Below are 15720 nucleotides of genomic sequence, written 5' to 3' on the forward strand. Positions count from 1 at the left end.
GGAGGATCCCGCGGATCAACCTCAGGTCCTCAAAGGAATCTGATACATCCCGTCCTGACATCTCCGGAGGTGTTTGTGAAGGACAGACTCAACTCATATCAGCTGTGCGCCGACAGAACCGAGACGGTGGCCTTGGTGCCAACGCCGCGAATCGTCCAGCAGTTCCCGGTGCCGATCACGTCCAGCTCCTCCAGGTCCGCGTGGTGCAGGACCAGGGCAGTGTTCTCATCCACGGCGACCGCGCGGTCCACAAGGCCTTTTGCGACCGCCCCAACGGCCCGGCCGAGGGTTCCCGCCTGGGCGGCGTGCACGTCGACGGCGAAAGGCACCAGGCCCAGCCCGTCGCGGATCTCCACTTCTTCCAGCCCCTCCGACCAATCCGCCGGGCAGACCTCGGGGCCGCGGATCCGGTAGCCGCCCACGATTGCCCGCACCGGCGCCACCATCGCGCCGGCTGAGAACCCCATATACGGCACACCGTCGGAGACCAGTCTGCGGATGGGCTGCGCGGACGGCAGCAAGCCTTCCAGGTAGCCCGGCGTCGGCCCGCCCCCGACGACGATGCCGTCGACGTCGTCGAACGCGGCAGGGTCCGCGCCCCGGTTGGAGCCGAGGAGGACCGGGACGACCTCGCAGGCTGTCCGGGACTGCAGCGGATCCACATAGGCAGGCAGGAAATATTCCGAGCTGCCCTCATGGTCAAAGAGAACCACAGCGACGCGCGGAACCCTGCCGGAGGCCCGGTGCCGGAGTTCCCTGACGAAGCGGTCGAAGACGGCAGCTGCGGTTACGGTGTCCGGGCCGCCGCCAACAAGCAGGATGGTCATGGTTCAACGTACCCGGATCCACGGCAATCGCAATGAGCCCGGCGCGGGCAGCTCCGAGGACCTGTAGCGATTGACCGGCCCGGACTGCGAGGAACATAATCGGAATCGGTACTAGCTTCACCCCACGACTGCGCCGACCATGAGGCCGACGGCAGAGCATTCAACGGAAAGCGGTCGACACTATGAGTACTGCCCATCACCCTGTCACTGCGACCGGCTGGACCGGTTGGGTCCGTTTCGCCGGAGTCATTCTGATCATCAACGGCGTTTTCAGCGGCCTTCAAGGCCTCGTCGCGCTCACCGGACCCGACACCTACTATTTGTCGACCCCGGGAACCCTGTTCCTCTTCGATGCGAAGGGGTGGGGCTGGTGGAATGTCGCCCTCGGGGTGCTCTTGATCCTCACCGCCGTCGCGCTCTTCGCCGGCGCTACGTGGGCTCGAGTCGTTGGCGTCGTCGTTGCCGGCTTCAGTGCGGTTGTTCAACTGATGCTCATTCCGCAGCAGCCGTGGTGGTCCGTCATCGTCATCGCCATGGACGTGCTGATCATCTACGCGATCATCGCCCACGGCGAGGAACTGAAGGCCGAGCAGGCACCTCCGACAACCAATCCGTAGGGCACCGGCGCCATCAGCCCGCAGCAATCAGCTCCACTTCGTAGCCGTCCGCATTCACGAGGTAGGCGGCGAAGTGGGCGGGGCCGCCTGCGTGCGGATACTTGTCTGGAAATAATTCCGTCCAGCCGCGGCTCAGTCCCTCCGCCGCTATGGCGTCCACGTCGGCCCGGACTGGTGAATCGGGACCTGGTCCAGCCGGACCGGGTGCAACCGGAATATCAGCCATCAGAACAGTATCCGCTGGAACAGGATGTGGTCCTGCCAGGATCCGGCAATCCGAAGGTACTGGGCTGCCAGGCCGATCTCCTCAAAGCCAGCGCGCTTCAGGATCCGCTGGGACGCGGCGTTGTGCGGGAGGGTTGAGGCCTGCAGCCGGTGCAGCCCCAGTTCGTTGCGCGCGGTCTGCAGGGCGAACTCCACCGCGGCCGAGCCAATTCCCCGCCCCGTCATGTCCTTGTCCACCCAGTAGCCGAGGTGGGCGCTGAGGAATGGTCCCCGGACAATCCCGCTGAGGTTGATCACCCCGATGATGCGGGAGCCTTCCACGAGGACCCAGGGCACGTCCGTTCCCGCGATGAACAACCCGAGCTTGGATTCAATGCTGGCGGCCTGTCCCTCTGCGGTGAAGAATTCCTCAAACCGCAGCGGTTCCCAGGGCGCCAGGTGCTCCCGGTTCCGCCGGTAGGCGTCGGCCAGGGGCCCGGCGTCGGACCTGCGCAGCACCCGCACGCACACGGTATCCGTCAAAGCGACGCTGTTCTCGGTCATCCGCAGACTCTAACGGTCATCCCGAACGGCTTCAATCAGCGTGCGCCAGTCACGGGAGTCTCGGCGGCGTGCTTGCTGGGGTTCTCAGGCGCTGGGATCGTCGTCGTCCTCGTTCGGATCGGTGCCGCGAACGGTCACACTCTGCACGCCGGGCACATCCAGGAGGTAGGGGACGAGTTCCCGCAGCGGAAGATGACCATGGAAGCGGATGTCCATGAGGACGATCGGCTTTTGTTCATCGCCCGCCTTATTGATGCTCAGGATCGACGAGCTGAACCCCATATTCGTGGCGATCTCCAACACTTGCCGCAGCACGCCCCGGTTGTCGTCATAGCCCAGGTGCAGGACCCGGTGGGCGTCGGGGGTCGGGATCTTCCTGATCACGGGAGAAACGACGTACAACGTGATGAGGTGGAAAGCCGTCAGCGAAACAGCCAGGGACAGCATTCCGGCCCCGCACGCCATGCCGACGGCGGCAGAAACCCAAATGCTGGCGGCCGTCGTCAGGCCGCGGACCACGTTCCGTCCCTTGAAAATAACCCCGGCACCGAGGAAGCCGATGCCGCTGACGATTTGGGCTGCAATACGGGACGGGTCCATGGTGGCCCCGGGCGCCAGCGCGGCGGCGAAGCCGTAGGCGGAGATCAGGGTGAACGTGCACGATCCGAGCCCGACCAGGACGTGGGTGCGGTAGCCAGCGACCTTTTGCCGGACCTGCCGCTCAGTGCCAATCAGGGAGCAGAGGATAAATGTCGCCAGCAGAAGCCCGATTTCCACCAGCGTGGTCGGGGTATATAGCCCGTATGCGTCCTGCATCCCGCCCTCCGACCCGGCCCGAGAGTGGCGTCCCGTCAGTGCCGGAATGCGCCAAGAACTCTCGAATCTGATATTACCGCTGCCCCCTATTGGCGAGTAGTGGCTGTTCTGGCCCGCTCACGGGGCCAGATCCCGGCGGCGCCAGCCGGCGTACCCCAGCGCGGCGAGCGCCGCGGCAGTCACCGTAAGTCCGAGCAACGGCCCGACGGCGCCGGAATCCAGGGGCAGCAGCGGCGAGTGCCGGAACGGGGAGAGCTCCATCAGCCACTCCGGGGCATTCCACAGCACGCCAAACTCACCAAGCGCGACGAAGAGCAGCAGCAGGGCCCAGACCGTCCCGGTGAGCCGGGGCGCCCAGCCGAACACCGCCAGCACCGCCGCGGTCATGACCCAGGCCGCGGGGATCTGGGCGGCAGCGGCCAGTGTGACGCGGCCGAGTTGGTTGGCATCGGCCAGGACGGTGGCTGCGCCGGCCCCGACCGACACTCCCGCCAGCAGCATGAGCACGGCGACGCCGGCCAGGGCCAGGGCGAAATGGCTGGTCGCCCACCGCGGCCGGGTGGTGGCGGTGCCCAGCAGTGCCTCGACGTGGCCGTCGGTCTCCTCGTCACGGAGCCGGCTGGCCGCGGACAGTCCGTAGGCAGCGGCCAGCAGTCCCATGATGCTGATCTCCGCTGCAATGAAGGCGTCCGTCATGGCCTGGGTTCCGCCCAGCATCATGATCAGGTCCTGCGCGTTGGGCGAACTCAACAAGTCCGTGACGTTGCCGGCCAGCGACCCGATCACCACGCCGAACACCACGAAGGCGACCGCCCAGGCCGCCAGCAGCCGGAACTGGAGCCGCACAGCGAGGTCCCCGACCCCGCGGAGCGAGCCGCGAGCCGGGCCGGGGCGCTCCTGGCGCAGGCCGGAGCCGAGGTCCCGACGGGCGCGGAGTGCCAGGGCCACGGGCACGAGTAAGGCGCACAGCGCCAGTGGCAGGGCGAGCACCCACCACTGGTCCCCGGCGAAGGCCCGGATCTGCTGATTCCAGCCGATCGGCGAAAGCCAGGACAGCGCGGAGGGCCCCGGTTCGGCGAGGTCCCCCACCGCCCGCAGCGCATAGGTCACGGCAACGACGCCGAGGCTCATTCCCGTAGCCGCCCGTGCGCTGGTCGTCAGCTGGGCGGTGACCCCGGCCACGGCGCTGAACGCCATGCCGGTGGCAGCCCAGCCCAGTCCGAACGCAATCGAGCCGGCGGCCGGAAGTCCGCCGGCGGCCAAAGACACCGCCGTGACCAGCCCCAGGACAATGCTGGCTCCGAAGCTGATGGTGAGGGCGGCCGCGAGCGGCGCGTCGCGGCCCATCCGGCCGCCGCCCAGGAGCTCGAGCCGCCCGGACTCTTCGTCGCTGCGGGTATGTCGGACGGTGATGAACACCATCAGGACGGCGAGGATAGCAGCCATGAACGCCGTGTACTTGATGAGGGACAGGGCACCGAGGGACGTGGGGTCGTAGACCCTGCCGAAGAGGGCCACGAGCGAGGCCGTGGCATTCAGGGCCGTCGCGGCCTCGACCCGGCTCCCCACATCGGGGTAGAGCTCGGCGCCGGCCACCGCGGTTGAATACGTTGTCGCGGCGAATCCGGCGATCCACGCCGGCAACAGCCATCGGTCGCGGCGGAGCCCGAGCCTGATCAGGACTCCGGTCCCCGCCAACGTTTCACGCATCGGCGGTGCGTCCGCTGCTCGACCCGGCCGCGGCCACGGGCACCGCCGCGCCATAGTGGCGGAGGAAGAGATCCTCCAAAGTGGGCGGCTGGCTGGTCAGCGCGACGAGTCCCGCGTCGGTCAGCGCCCGCATGAGCGGGGCCAGGCCGGACGGTTCCACTTGGGCGCTGACGCGGTGGTTCCTGACGACGACGTCGTGAACGCCTGGCAGGGCATCCAAGCCCGCCGGTACCACCGCGACATCGGCAGTGACGGAAGTACGGGTCAGGTGCCTGAGTTCATCAAGCCGCCCCGTCTCCACCACCCGGCCCTCACGGATGATGCTCACGCGGTCCGAAAGTGCCTCGGCCTCGCTGAGGATATGGCTGCTGAGCAGTACCGTGCGGCCCTGGTTCCGCAGTTCCCGGATACAGCCGCGGAAGGCCTCTTCCATCAGGGGGTCCAGTCCGCTGGTGGGCTCGTCCAGCAGGAACAGCTCAGCGTCGGTGGCCAAGGCAGCGACCAGGGCCACTTTCTGCCGGTTGCCTTTGGAGTAGGCCCGGGACTTCTTGGTCGGATCGAGGTCGAAGAGCTCCAACAGCTGGGCCCGCCGGGCCAGGTCCTGGCCGCCCTGGAGCCGGCCGAGGAGGTCGATCACTTCTCCGCCGGTCAGGTTGGGCCACAACGCCACATCCCCGGGGACGTAGGCCAGGCGCCGGTGGAGGCTCGCGACGTCGCGCCACGGGTCAAGGCCCAGCACCCGGATGGAGCCAGCATTGGCGCGAAGCATGCCCAGCAGCAGGCGAATCGTGGTCGATTTGCCGGAGCCGTTCGGTCCGAGGAAGCCGTGGACCTCGCCCGCCTCGACTGAAAAATCCAACCCATTCAAGGCAACCACGGGCCCGAACCGCTTCACAACGCCGACCATCTCCAAGACATTCGCCATGGGGGACACGATACGCCCGGGACCGGCAATCCAGCCCCGGCCGAATGACCCCTTCGCCCGCGGGCGGCCTGTCGCCGCGCTATCACTCCGGCACCGGGGGGCCGTAGCCTAGCGGGCATGGAAGACCCTTACGATCTTGAACGGTTCGTGGCGGCCCAGGACGCCGGCGGAACCTACGGGCACGCCCTGGCGGAGTTGCGGTCAGGCATGAAGAGGAGTCACTGGATGTGGTTCGTTTTCCCCCAGCTCGCGGGCCTGGGCCGCAGCGAAACCGCCCGGAAGTACGCCATCTCCTCCCTGGCCGAGGCCCGGGCATACTGCCGGCACGGCGTCCTTGGCCCGCGGCTGCGGGAGGCCGCCGCCGCAGTGGCCGAACTTCAGGGGCGGTCCGCGGTGCAAATTTTCGGCGGCATCGACACCCGGAAGCTGCACTCCTCCATGACGCTGTTCCAGCGGGCCGCGCCCGGCGAACCCGTGTTCCGCGTCGTCCTGGACCGCTACTTCGATGGCCTGCCCGATCCCGCCACGGACCAGCTGCTGGAAGGCCAGTTGCGGGAAGGCCAGTTGCGGGAAGGACAACCCGGCGGCCCGGACCCGGCGGACGGTTAGCTGTCCGCGGCCAGCGCCGTGATCATCCGCTCCATGCGGGCGACGCCGGCAAAGCGGCCGGCAGAGGCCGCCGGATGCTGTTGGCTGCCACTGGCTGTCCACTAGCGGCCTGTACCCGCCGCCGTACTAACGGCCTGCCGCCCCTGCTTCGGCAGCGACGGCGGCCGCCTCGATGCGGGCCCGGTGCACGGCCCATTCCTCGGCGGTGCGCGGCGAAAGGTTCGGGTCCCCGGGACGCTGGCCCGCGCTGCCGTCGATGAGTTCGCGCAGGATGTCGGCGTGCCCGAGGTGGTGGGCGGTCTCCACGCACATGTGCACGAGGATCTGCTGCAGGGTCACGTGCTTGCGCTCGTCCGGCCACCAGGGCACCACACCGGGCGCGTCGAGCGGGAGTTCATCGATGGTGGCGTCGCTGTGGGCCGCCGAGAGCCGGTGCAGCTCAGTGATCTGCTCGCGCGTCTCGCCGGGGGCTGCCCACATGTCCGCGTCCGGCTCCGCGTCGTCGGCAAACCACGGCAGCTTCAGCTCGCTGGGACGGCCGAAGACCTCGCCAAAGTAGCCGAGTTCGACGCTGGCCACGTGCTTGACCAGTCCCAGCAGGCTGGTTCCCGTGGGCGTGAGGGGCCGGCGCACATCGTACTCGCCGAGGCCTTCGAGCTTCCCTAGGAGGTCTTGTCGCCGCGTGCGCAGGTAAGTGTGCAAGATTGCTTTGTCGTCCATGACCGGCACTATACCGAATGCGGGGGCGCTGCCTGACAGGACAGTCTGGCGGAACAGCGGGTTTCATAAAACGTATGGAATAATTGGCGGCAGCGGGCCTCGGGGGGAGGCCCCGATCGACAGGACACACAGGGTGAATCTCGATTCCGGTGCACATCGGGTCCGGCCCGCCGCCGCAGTTCTCCTGGCCGCGGTTCTCGCGGCGGCTCTCGCCATTCTGTTGGCAGCCTGTTCTTCCGGCGCAGAGGCCCCTGGCGGAGTTCCGGCGGGCCGGCCTGCGGCGTCCGCCCCCGCAACGTCCCCGGCGGCCGGAAGCCTGCGGGGGACGACCGAAGTGAACGGGTCCCTCCTGCCGATGCGCTACGCGGCCGTCGACGGCGACACCTGGGAGGGCATCGCCGCCCACTTCCGGATGACTCCGGAGATCCTCAGGAGCTTCAACGAAGCGGAGTCCGTTGCCGCAGGAGAGATTATCGACCTCAGGGGCGTGGACGTGCCCCAGTTAGGGGCCGGCGGCAGCGTGACCGGGCAGGACGGGCAGGGGCGGCTCCTGTACAGGGTGGGCGCCGGAGACACTCCCTCGGGCATCGCGAGCCGCTACGGCGTCCCGCTCTATGCCTTGCGGATAGCCAACCTGAACCTGTTGACCGGAGGCGAATGGATTCCGCCCGCCGGCACCACGGTAACCATTCCGAATCCCCAGGCCGACTGAGCCGGGCCTCTGAGACAGGCCTTTGCACTGTGGAGACGGGCCGTTGGGCCGTGGACAAAGAAAAAGCCTCCGGAACCTAGTGGTTCCGGAGGCTTCTCCAAGGGTGGCAGATGAGGGATTCGAACCCCCGTAGGCGTTGCCAGCTGATTTACAGTCAGCCCCCTTTGGCCGCTCGGGTAATCTGCCGAACTTCAAAAGAAGATCACTCGCGGTTTCCAGTCCCGGAACGCCTGTTTCCAGTTCGTTCCGCTTCCAGCACCCGCGGGCAAGACAACTTTACAGAACTTCCGCCGAAGAATCGAATCGGCGCCTCAGCAGATCAAAATAGGGCCAGAATCCGCGGAATTTCAGGCCTCGCCGAGGATCCGCCCCGCCAGCCTTGCCTCGAATCGTGCCGCCTGCTCGGCGGTGACCTGGTTCAGCTCGACGGCACGGGCGAGGTCCGTGTGGACCCCGTCCATGCGGACTGATGCGTCGGCGGCCGGGCTCAGGATGATGGACGCCGCCAGCGCGGCGGCGGCTACGGAGCTCGCCGTCGCGGCCAGGGTGCTGGCAGCGGCGGCGGTGGTGCGGTTGACGTAGCGGACGGCCTTTTGGTGCATGTTCTTGCCTTTCAGCAGCGGTTCCAACTCTTGCAACTCTGGCCAGCCCGGCTTCGTTCCCGCCGTGATTGAGCTATGAGCGGACTGTGAAACCCGGGACGCAAGGCCGRCCGCCACATCGGGGGCATCCGTACTAGTCTGGAATGCAGACAACCCGGCCTCACGCAGGCACCCGGCAACCATCAGGAGGAAAGTCATGGCAGGCGAATCCACGTTCGACGTCGTCAGCAAGGTAGACAAGCAGGAAGTCGCCAACGCGCTGAACCAGGCGCAGAAGGAAATTGCCCAGCGCTACGACTTCAAGGGCGTCGGCGCCGAGGTCGATTTCAGCGGCGAGAAGATCCTGATGAAGGCCAACTCCGAGGAGCGGGTGCTTGCGGTGCTCGATGTGCTGCAGTCCAAGCTCATCCGCCGCGGCATTTCGCTGAAGTCTCTCGACACCGGCGAGCCCTACGCCTCCGGCAAGGAATTCCGGCTCGAGGCCTCCATCAAGGAGGGCATCGCCCAGGACCTCGCCAAGAAGATCAACAAGCTGATCCGGGACGAGGCCCCCAAGTCCGTCAAGTCACAGATCCAGGGCGACGAGCTCCGGGTGACCTCGAAGTCCCGCGATGATCTCCAGGAGACCATGAACCTGCTGAAGGGCTTCGACGAGGCCGACCTGCAGTTCGTGAACTTCCGCAGCTAGCGGCCCGTCCGCGGCGCAAATTTCCGCACGACGTGTAACACGACGTGTAAAAGGGCTGGCGACACCGGAATACCGGTGTCGCCAGCCCTTTTTCGTGTCGCGGAACTACTCGCGCGGCGCCAGACCCGCGGCCTGCTTCAGCTGCGCGGCCGCCCGGCCATCCGCTCCAGCCGGCCGATCCGCTCGGCCATCGGCGGGTGGGTGGAGAACATCTTGGCCACGCCTCCGCCTTTGAACGGGTTGGCGATCATCATGTGCGAGGCGTTGACCAGCCGCTGGTCCTGCGGCAACGGCGCCAGCTGCACGCCCTGCTCGATCTTGCGCAGGGCGGAGGCGAGCGCCAGCGGATCTCCGGTCAGCGACGAGCCGTCCTCGTCGGCGTCGTACTCCCGTGTACGGGAGATGGCCATCTGGATCAGGGATGCGGCGAACGGGGCAAGCAGGGCCATGGCGATCGCCGCGAACGGGTTCGCATTGCGGCGGTCCCCGCCGCCGAACAGCAACATCATCTGCGCCACCGAAGTGATGACGCCGGCGACGGCGGCGGCCACCGACGCCGTCAGGATGTCCCGGTTGTAGACGTGCATCAGTTCATGCCCCAGGACGCCGCGCAGTTCGCGGGCGTCCAGCATCCGCATGATGCCCTCGGTGCAGCACACTGCCGCGTTCTGCGGGTTCCGGCCGGTGGCGAAGGCATTTGGCGCCATGGTGGGCGAGACATAGATGCGCGGCATCGGCTGGTTGGCCCGGCCGGACAGCTCCCGGACGATATGGAACAGCTGGGGCGCCTCGGCCTCCGTGACGGGATAGGCCTGCATGGCACGGATGGCGAGCTTGTCGCTGTTCCAGTACCCGTAGGCCGTGGTGCCGACCCCGATCAGGGCCATGATCCAGATCGGCGCCGCACTGCGGGTCCCCGCGGCGATGAACGCCCCCAGGCCCAGCAGGACCGCCCACAGCACTCCGAACAGCGCCGCGGTCTTCAGTCCGTTGTGATGCTTGTGCACTGGTCCTCCTGATACGTGTACTGCAAGCTGATGCCCTGTAATTCACTGACCTACCAAGGAAAACGAACCGCTATGGCACCGGGTTCCGCGCGTCGTAGCGCAGGAATCCACTCTGCTGGCGGGCCAATATCCAGGCCACAGCGATGCACAACATGCCGCCGAGCAGCAGGACCCACCCCTCGTTCAAAAGTTTAGTCGCGCCGCCGGCCAGCATGTCCCCGATCCGGGGTCCGCCGGCGACGACCACCACAAAGACGCCCTGCAGACGCCCGCGCAGATGGTCGGGGGTGGAGGCCTGCAGGATGGTGGTCCGGAAGACTGCGCTCACGGAATCCGCGATGCCGGCCAGCGCGCAGCACAGGGCGGCGGGCAGCAGCCACATGCCCACGCCATCGTCGCCGGAATGACCGGCCAGGACCACCACCAGGCCGAAGGCAGCCACGGAGCCGCCCCAGCCCATCACGGACCACACCACCGCGGCCCCCTGCCGGCGGACGCCGCCCAGCGGCCCCGAGAACAGGCCGGCCAGGAACGCCCCCACGGCCATCGAGGCCAACAGGATCCCCACCGTGGCCTCACCGCCACCGATCATCAACGCCCCGACGGCCGGCAGGAGCGCCCGGGGCTGGGCAAAGATCATGGCCACGAGATCGATCACGAACGTCATGCGGAGGTTGGGCCGGGTGCCAAGGAAACGGAACCCCTCCACCACGGAACGCAGCCCGGCCGGCCTGGCGTGCTCGCCCGGCGGCATGGAAGGCAGTTTCAGGAGGGCCCAGAACGCAAACGCAAAGCTGATGACGTCGATCGTGTACGTCCAGCCGAACCCCACCCATGCCACGAGCACGCCGGCCAGCAGCGGGCCGGCGGTCATGGTCAGCCCGAAAATCATCATGCTCAGGGCATTTGCGGCCGGCAGCAACTCCTTGCGCACCAGCACCGGGATGATGGCGCTGCGTGCCGGCTGGTTGATGGCCTGGGCACCGCTCTGCACCGCCACGAGCGCATAGAGCAGCCACACGTTGCCCACTTCCAGCCACGCCTGGAGGGCCAGCGCGGCGGTGGTCAGCCAGAGGACGGACGAGCCCAGCAGGGCCACGGTGCGGCGGTCATGGGCGTCGGCGATCGAGCCGCCCAGGAGGCCGCCAAAGACCAGCGGCACGAGGGCGAAGAGGCTCAGCAGGCCCACGTAGAGGCTGTCCTGGGTCAGCCGGTAGACCTCCAGGCTGACGGCCACCAAGGTCAGTTGGCTGCCCAGGGCGGAGACGGCGGACCCAAGCCACAGACGGCGGAAGGCCGGACTTTCACGCAACGGCGTGATGTCCGCCAGCAATTTCTCCACCGGGCAACTCTAGTGGCGAACCGGGACTGCCCTGTGACACGGCCGGACAATATTAGCCACGCCTTATTGTGAGGCAGTCATAATAAGTGCTTGAATGGGGGTATGACGGATTCCTCGGGTACCCACGACGCATGGGCAGCCGCCCTGCGTGCCCACGGCCGCCGGGTGACCAAGCAGCGCCTGGCCGTGCTGGCCGCCGTCGAACATCACCCGCATTCGCCGGCAGAGGCAATCCTTGCCGCCGCCCGGCAGGAATTGCCGGACCTGACCGCCCAGTCTGTCTACGTGGTCCTCGGGGACCTCACGGATCTGCACATGCTGCGCCGTTTTGAGCCCCCGCACTCCCCCGCGCTGTACGAGACGCGGGTCGGGGACAACCACCACCATGCCGTGTGCATCAGCTGCGGCCGGGTGGAGGACGTCGAATGCGCCGTGGGCCACGCGCCCTGCCTGACCCCGCACTGGAACGCGGACGCCAAGCCGATGACCATCCAGATCGCGGATGTGCTGTACCAGGGCATCTGCCAGGACTGCCAGCGCACCCAACAGCTTCCCTCCGAACGAAACTAAGAAACCCAACCCAAGGAGAACTATGACTGAGATCATCTCTGCGCCCGCCGTGTCCACGACACAGTCCGGGGCTCCCGTCACTTCCGACGCCCACTCCAAGTCCGTCGGCGCCGACGGCGCGATCATCCTGACCGATCACTACCTGATCGAGAAGCTCGCGCAGTTCAACCGCGAGCGCGTCCCGGAGCGCGTCGTGCACGCCAAGGGCGGCGGCGCCTTCGGTACCTTCAAGACCACAGAGGACGTCTCGAAGTACACCAAGGCCGCACTGTTCCAGCCCGGCGTTGAGACGGACATGCTCATCCGCTTCTCCTCCGTTGCCGGCGAGGCAGGCTCCCCCGACACCTGGCGCGACCCCCGCGGTTTCGCCGTGAAGTTCTACACCACCGAGGGCAACTACGACCTCGTCGGCAATAACACTCCGGTGTTCTTCATCCGCGACGGGATCAAGTTCCCGGACTTCATCCACTCCCAGAAGCGCCTCCCCGGCACCCACCTGCGCGACGCCGACATGCAGTGGGACTTCTGGACCCTCTCCCCCGAGTCCGCCCACCAGGTCACCTGGCTCATGGGTGACCGCGGCCTGCCGGCCTCCTGGCGTGAAATGCAGGGCTACGGCTCGCACACCTACCAGTGGATCAACGCCGAGGGCGAGCGGTTCTGGGTCAAGTACCACTTCAAGTCCAACCAGGGCGTCAAGTCCATGACCGGGGACGAGGCCGAGGCCCTTGCCGGCGCCGACGGCGACTTCTACATCCGCGACCTCCAGGAAAACATTGCCGCCGGCAACTTCCCCTCCTGGGACCTCCACGTCCAGGTCATGCCGTACGAGGACGCCAAGACGTACCGCTTCAACCCCTTCGACCTCACCAAGGTGTGGCCGCACGCGGACTACCCGCTGGTCAAGGTCGGCACCATGGAGCTGAACAAGAACCCGGAGAACTACTTCGCGCAGATCGAGCAGGCCACCTTCGCGCCGTCGAACTTCGTGCCGGGAATCGCCGCCTCCCCGGACAAGATGCTGCAGGCCCGCATCTTCTCCTACGCGGACGCGCACCGCTACCGCGTCGGCACCAACCACGCGCAGCTCCCGGTGAACCTGCCCAAGAGCCAGGTCAATAACTACAGCCAGGACGGCGCCGGGCGTTACCACTTCAACGCTCCGTCCGTTCCGGTGTACGCACCGAACTCTGTGGGCGGTCCGGCTGCCGTTGAGCCCGGCGTTGCGGGCGGCGGCTGGGAGAACGACGGCGAGCTCACGCTCTCCGCGCACTCCTTGCATGCCGAGGACGGCGACTTCGGCCAGGCCGGCACGCTGTACCGCGAGGTGTACAACGACGGCGAGAAGGCCCGCCTGTTGGAGACCGTCACCGGCGCCGTCAGCGGCGTCAAGAACGCCAGCATCAAGGAACGCGCCATCGCGTACTGGACCAACGTCGACGCTGAATTCGGCGCCAAGCTGCGCGCCAACCTCGGTGCCGGCCAGGTTGAGTCCGACGCCGAGGCCGCCAACAAGGTCTGATAGTTGCGTCGAAGGTTGCCTGATTGCCGGCCTTGACGGTCGCCTGGGCGGCCGGTGACCGGCATTCGGTGACAGCTGGAGCCAACAGAACGCCCCGCCACGGACTCCCGTGGCGGGGCGTTTTGCGGTTATCCACATGGGTGCGCGTGGCCCTCGCCACCGCGTGCCGCGGCTCCGTAGGATTTGGGCATGACCGCTTTCGTTGGCACTCCATTCGCAGGCATTCCAAGTGACGCCTTCCGGTTCTACGCCGATCTTGAACAGAACAACAACCGGGACTGGTGGCTCGAGCACAAGCCGGTCTACGAGGCCGTGGTGAAAGGGCCTCTGACCCAGCTGCTGGCCGAGCTGGAGCCACGCTTCGGACCGGCCAAGCTCTTTCGCCCCAACCGGGATGTCCGGTTCTCGCCGGACAAGTCACCCTATAAGACCGCGCAGGGGGCCTTCGCGGCGGTGGACGAAGGCGTGGGCTTCTATATCCAGCTCAGCGCCGACGGCCTCCTGATCGGCGGCGGCTGCCACACCCACACTCCGGCCCAGCTGGCACGCTTTCGCGGTGCCGTGGACGATCCCGCCAGCGGCGACGCCCTCCAGGCGATCGTGCGGAAGGTCGAGGCGGCAGGGTTCGCGGTGGAGGGCGAACGGCTAAAAACGGTGCCGCGGGGCTTCGACAAGGACCATCCCCGGGCGGAGCTGCTCAAGCACAAATCCCTCACGGCCGGTGTCAACGTGGGCCAGCCCGGCTGGCTTGCCGGTCCCGGGGCGGTGGAGGAAGTGGCAAAGCGCTGGGAGCAACTGCGCCCCCTCGTGGAGTGGGAGGGCCGCTACGCTGCTCCCTGACGTTCTGCTCAGATGTGCTGGCCGTCGGTGGCGAGGCGCCTGTCGAGGTTGTTGAAGAAGACCAGCATCATCAGCTCAAAGGCCTTGGTGGCTTCCTCTGGCTGGTTGTTGACGACGAAATCGAACTGCAGCCCGTAGAACGCGGCCGTGAACAGCCGGGCGTCGGTGTCGGCGAATTCCGGCTGGATGCCCTGGATGACCAGCCAGTCCCGGGCCTTCTCGTGCAGCATCCGGAAGTGCTCCTGCGCTGTGCCGCGCGGCACCGCCGCCACAATGTCCTGCGCCGTGGCCTCAAATTCAAGCCGGGCCAGGTGCCGGTTGCGCTGCGCCATGGTCCACTGCCAGGACTCAAGCAGGAAAGCCCGCCACGCGTCCCGGTCGATGTCCCTGACGTCGGTGGCACGGATGCTGTCCAGCCGGGACTCGATGCCGCGGATGATCTCGTTAATCAGCTGTTCGCGGTGCCCGAAGTGGTAGACCAGGACGTAGCTGCTGACACCCAGCCCGTCGGCCAGGCCGCGAAACGTCAGCTCCGCCAGGGTCTTGTCCATGAGGTAGTCGAGAATTGCCGACAGCAACTCTGATTTGCGTTCCGGTCTTGCTGGGCGGGCCATGTGTCCATCTTAGGGAGCGCCGCCATTACGGAGCGGCGCCCCAACGCCGAAGTCGCCGGAGCCGTGCGGTTACGCCGGAAATTTCCAGCGAATTCGCACGGCTCCGGCGACCTCGATGCGGCGGGGCCGATCGCTCCCGTCTCAGGAGCGGGTGAGCGCGTCCTCGTTGTCCTCCGCGGGCGCTCCGGCCGCGCTGGCCGTGCCGTTCACCGAGGCGCGGGCCTCCGCGAACTTTTCATTCAGCCGGGAGTGGCGCTGGCCGTAGGCGAAGTAGATCGCAATACCGATCACGAGCCAGATGGCGAAGAAGATCCAGGTTTCCACGGCCAGGTTCGTCATGAGGTACAGGCACAGGACCGCAGAGACGACCGGGAGCACCTTGCCGAACGGGACACGGAAGGCCGGCTTCAGGTCCGGGCGCTTCTTGCGCAGCACCAGGATGCCAAGGCTCACCATCACGAAGGCGGACAGGGTCCCGATGTTGATCATTTCCTCGAGCAGGTCCACGTTGGTCAGGCCGGCGACGAGCGCCACTCCGGCGCCGCAGATGATCTGCAGGCGGGCCGGCGTCCCCCGCACCGAGCTGGTCTTGGACAGGGAGCGCGGAAGCAGGCCGTCGCGGCTCATCGCGAGCACCACGCGCGAGAGGCCCATGAGCAGCACCATGATCACGGTGGTCAGGCCCACGAGGGAGCCAAAGGCAATGACCTTGGCGGCGTCGGTATTGCCGACCGCTTCGAAGGCGGTGGTGAGCGTCGGGTTCTTGGCCTCGGCCAGCTGGGTGTAGGACACCATGCCGGTCAACGCCAGCGACACCAGGATGTACAGCAC

19 protein-coding genes and 1 tRNA gene are annotated in these 15720 nt (G+C 67.0%); 7 read left to right on the plus strand and 13 right to left on the minus strand.

Going from position 1 to position 15720, the window contains the following annotated elements; genetic code table 11:
- Positions 1 to 98: 98 nt before the first annotated feature.
- On the minus strand, positions 99 to 827 hold the full coding sequence (locus AC1D1W_RS16395; RefSeq protein ID WP_476944239.1) for a Type 1 glutamine amidotransferase-like domain-containing protein: 729 nt from the start codon (positions 825 to 827) through the stop codon (positions 99 to 101).
- Positions 828 to 1009: 182 nt separating this feature from the next.
- Between AC1D1W_RS16395 and AC1D1W_RS16400 the strand changes: the two genes are divergently transcribed.
- Positions 1010 to 1444: a DUF7144 family membrane protein gene (locus AC1D1W_RS16400; protein ID WP_043436157.1), complete on the plus strand. Its 435-nt coding sequence runs from the start codon at positions 1010 to 1012 to the stop codon at positions 1442 to 1444.
- A 13-nt stretch (positions 1445 to 1457) separates the two neighbouring features.
- Here the strand turns inward: AC1D1W_RS16400 and AC1D1W_RS16405 are convergent, their stop codons facing one another.
- The 5 genes from AC1D1W_RS16405 to AC1D1W_RS16425 all read right to left on the minus strand — a co-directional run bounded on the left by AC1D1W_RS16405 (position 1458) and on the right by AC1D1W_RS16425 (position 5663).
- Entirely contained in the window at positions 1458 to 1670 is a 213-nt protein-coding gene (locus AC1D1W_RS16405; protein ID WP_459385449.1) for a VOC family protein, read from the minus strand.
- Positions 1670 to 2212 carry a GNAT family N-acetyltransferase gene (locus AC1D1W_RS16410; protein WP_476944240.1) on the minus strand — a complete coding sequence of 181 codons (543 nt, stop codon included), beginning with the start codon at positions 2210 to 2212 and terminating at the stop codon, positions 1670 to 1672. The genes AC1D1W_RS16405 and AC1D1W_RS16410 overlap by 1 nt, the downstream gene beginning before the upstream one ends.
- A gap of 84 nt (positions 2213 to 2296) precedes the next feature.
- Positions 2297 to 3028 (minus strand): MgtC/SapB family protein, encoded by a 732-nt coding sequence (locus AC1D1W_RS16415; RefSeq protein WP_028276975.1) that lies wholly within the window; start codon positions 3026 to 3028, stop codon positions 2297 to 2299.
- Between the two features lie 117 nt (positions 3029 to 3145).
- A complete protein-coding gene (locus tag AC1D1W_RS16420; RefSeq protein ID WP_476944241.1) occupies positions 3146 to 4738 on the minus strand; it encodes an ABC transporter permease in 1593 nt (530 codons plus the stop codon).
- A complete protein-coding gene (locus tag AC1D1W_RS16425) occupies positions 4731 to 5663 on the minus strand; it encodes an ABC transporter ATP-binding protein (RefSeq protein ID WP_476944242.1) in 933 nt (310 codons plus the stop codon). The genes AC1D1W_RS16420 and AC1D1W_RS16425 overlap by 8 nt, the downstream gene beginning before the upstream one ends.
- 117 nt (positions 5664 to 5780) lie before the next feature.
- On the opposite strand from AC1D1W_RS16425, the gene AC1D1W_RS16430 reads away from it, so the two are divergent.
- On the plus strand, positions 5781 to 6272 hold the full coding sequence (locus tag AC1D1W_RS16430) for a DUF1810 domain-containing protein (protein ID WP_476944243.1): 492 nt from the start codon (positions 5781 to 5783) through the stop codon (positions 6270 to 6272).
- Positions 6273 to 6398: 126 nt separating this feature from the next.
- On the opposite strand, the gene AC1D1W_RS16435 is transcribed toward AC1D1W_RS16430, so the two are convergent.
- The gene (locus AC1D1W_RS16435; protein ID WP_476944244.1) at positions 6399 to 6992 is read right to left on the minus strand and encodes a DinB family protein; all 594 of its coding nucleotides are present in this window, start codon (positions 6990 to 6992) and stop codon (positions 6399 to 6401) included.
- Positions 6993 to 7326: 334 nt separating this feature from the next.
- Between AC1D1W_RS16435 and AC1D1W_RS16440 the strand changes: the two genes are divergently transcribed.
- Entirely contained in the window at positions 7327 to 7704 is a 378-nt protein-coding gene (locus AC1D1W_RS16440) for a LysM peptidoglycan-binding domain-containing protein (RefSeq protein WP_476944245.1), read from the plus strand.
- A gap of 104 nt (positions 7705 to 7808) precedes the next feature.
- On the opposite strand, the gene AC1D1W_RS16445 is transcribed toward AC1D1W_RS16440, so the two are convergent.
- Positions 7809 to 7890, minus strand: a tRNA-Tyr gene (locus tag AC1D1W_RS16445).
- Positions 7891 to 8051: 161 nt separating this feature from the next.
- Positions 8052 to 8306: a hypothetical protein gene (locus AC1D1W_RS16450; protein ID WP_028276970.1), complete on the minus strand. Its 255-nt coding sequence runs from the start codon at positions 8304 to 8306 to the stop codon at positions 8052 to 8054.
- Positions 8307 to 8502: 196 nt separating this feature from the next.
- On the opposite strand from AC1D1W_RS16450, the gene AC1D1W_RS16455 reads away from it, so the two are divergent.
- Positions 8503 to 8994 carry a YajQ family cyclic di-GMP-binding protein gene (locus AC1D1W_RS16455; protein ID WP_018773569.1) on the plus strand — a complete coding sequence of 164 codons (492 nt, stop codon included), beginning with the start codon at positions 8503 to 8505 and terminating at the stop codon, positions 8992 to 8994.
- Positions 8995 to 9131: 137 nt separating this feature from the next.
- On the opposite strand, the gene htpX is transcribed toward AC1D1W_RS16455, so the two are convergent.
- Positions 9132 to 10001, minus strand: a complete 870-nt coding sequence (gene htpX / locus AC1D1W_RS16460) for a zinc metalloprotease HtpX (protein ID WP_476944246.1) — start codon at positions 9999 to 10001, stop codon at positions 9132 to 9134.
- Positions 10002 to 10071: 70 nt separating this feature from the next.
- Complete coding sequence (locus AC1D1W_RS16465) at positions 10072 to 11343, minus strand: MFS transporter (RefSeq protein WP_476944247.1); 1272 nt, start codon at positions 11341 to 11343, stop codon at positions 10072 to 10074.
- Between the two features lie 102 nt (positions 11344 to 11445).
- Between AC1D1W_RS16465 and AC1D1W_RS16470 the strand changes: the two genes are divergently transcribed.
- The 3 genes from AC1D1W_RS16470 (at position 11446) to AC1D1W_RS16480 (ending at position 14275) form a co-directional block, all read left to right on the plus strand.
- Positions 11446 to 11913 carry a Fur family transcriptional regulator gene (locus tag AC1D1W_RS16470; protein WP_026537503.1) on the plus strand — a complete coding sequence of 156 codons (468 nt, stop codon included), beginning with the start codon at positions 11446 to 11448 and terminating at the stop codon, positions 11911 to 11913.
- Between the two features lie 22 nt (positions 11914 to 11935).
- A complete protein-coding gene (locus tag AC1D1W_RS16475) occupies positions 11936 to 13435 on the plus strand; it encodes a catalase (RefSeq protein ID WP_028276967.1) in 1500 nt (499 codons plus the stop codon).
- A gap of 189 nt (positions 13436 to 13624) precedes the next feature.
- A complete protein-coding gene (locus AC1D1W_RS16480; protein WP_476944248.1) occupies positions 13625 to 14275 on the plus strand; it encodes a DUF2461 domain-containing protein in 651 nt (216 codons plus the stop codon).
- Between the two features lie 8 nt (positions 14276 to 14283).
- Here AC1D1W_RS16480 and AC1D1W_RS16485 read toward each other — a convergent pair whose 3' ends face one another.
- Both AC1D1W_RS16485 and AC1D1W_RS16490 read right to left on the minus strand, forming a co-directional pair.
- Positions 14284 to 14889: a TetR/AcrR family transcriptional regulator gene (locus AC1D1W_RS16485; protein ID WP_028276965.1), complete on the minus strand. Its 606-nt coding sequence runs from the start codon at positions 14887 to 14889 to the stop codon at positions 14284 to 14286.
- 141 nt (positions 14890 to 15030) lie between these two features.
- Positions 15031 to 15720 (minus strand): APC family permease (locus AC1D1W_RS16490; RefSeq protein ID WP_476944249.1); only part of this gene is annotated, 690 nt, incomplete at its 5' end.

It is taken from the genome of Arthrobacter sp. P1_B4 (assembly GCF_056406555.1).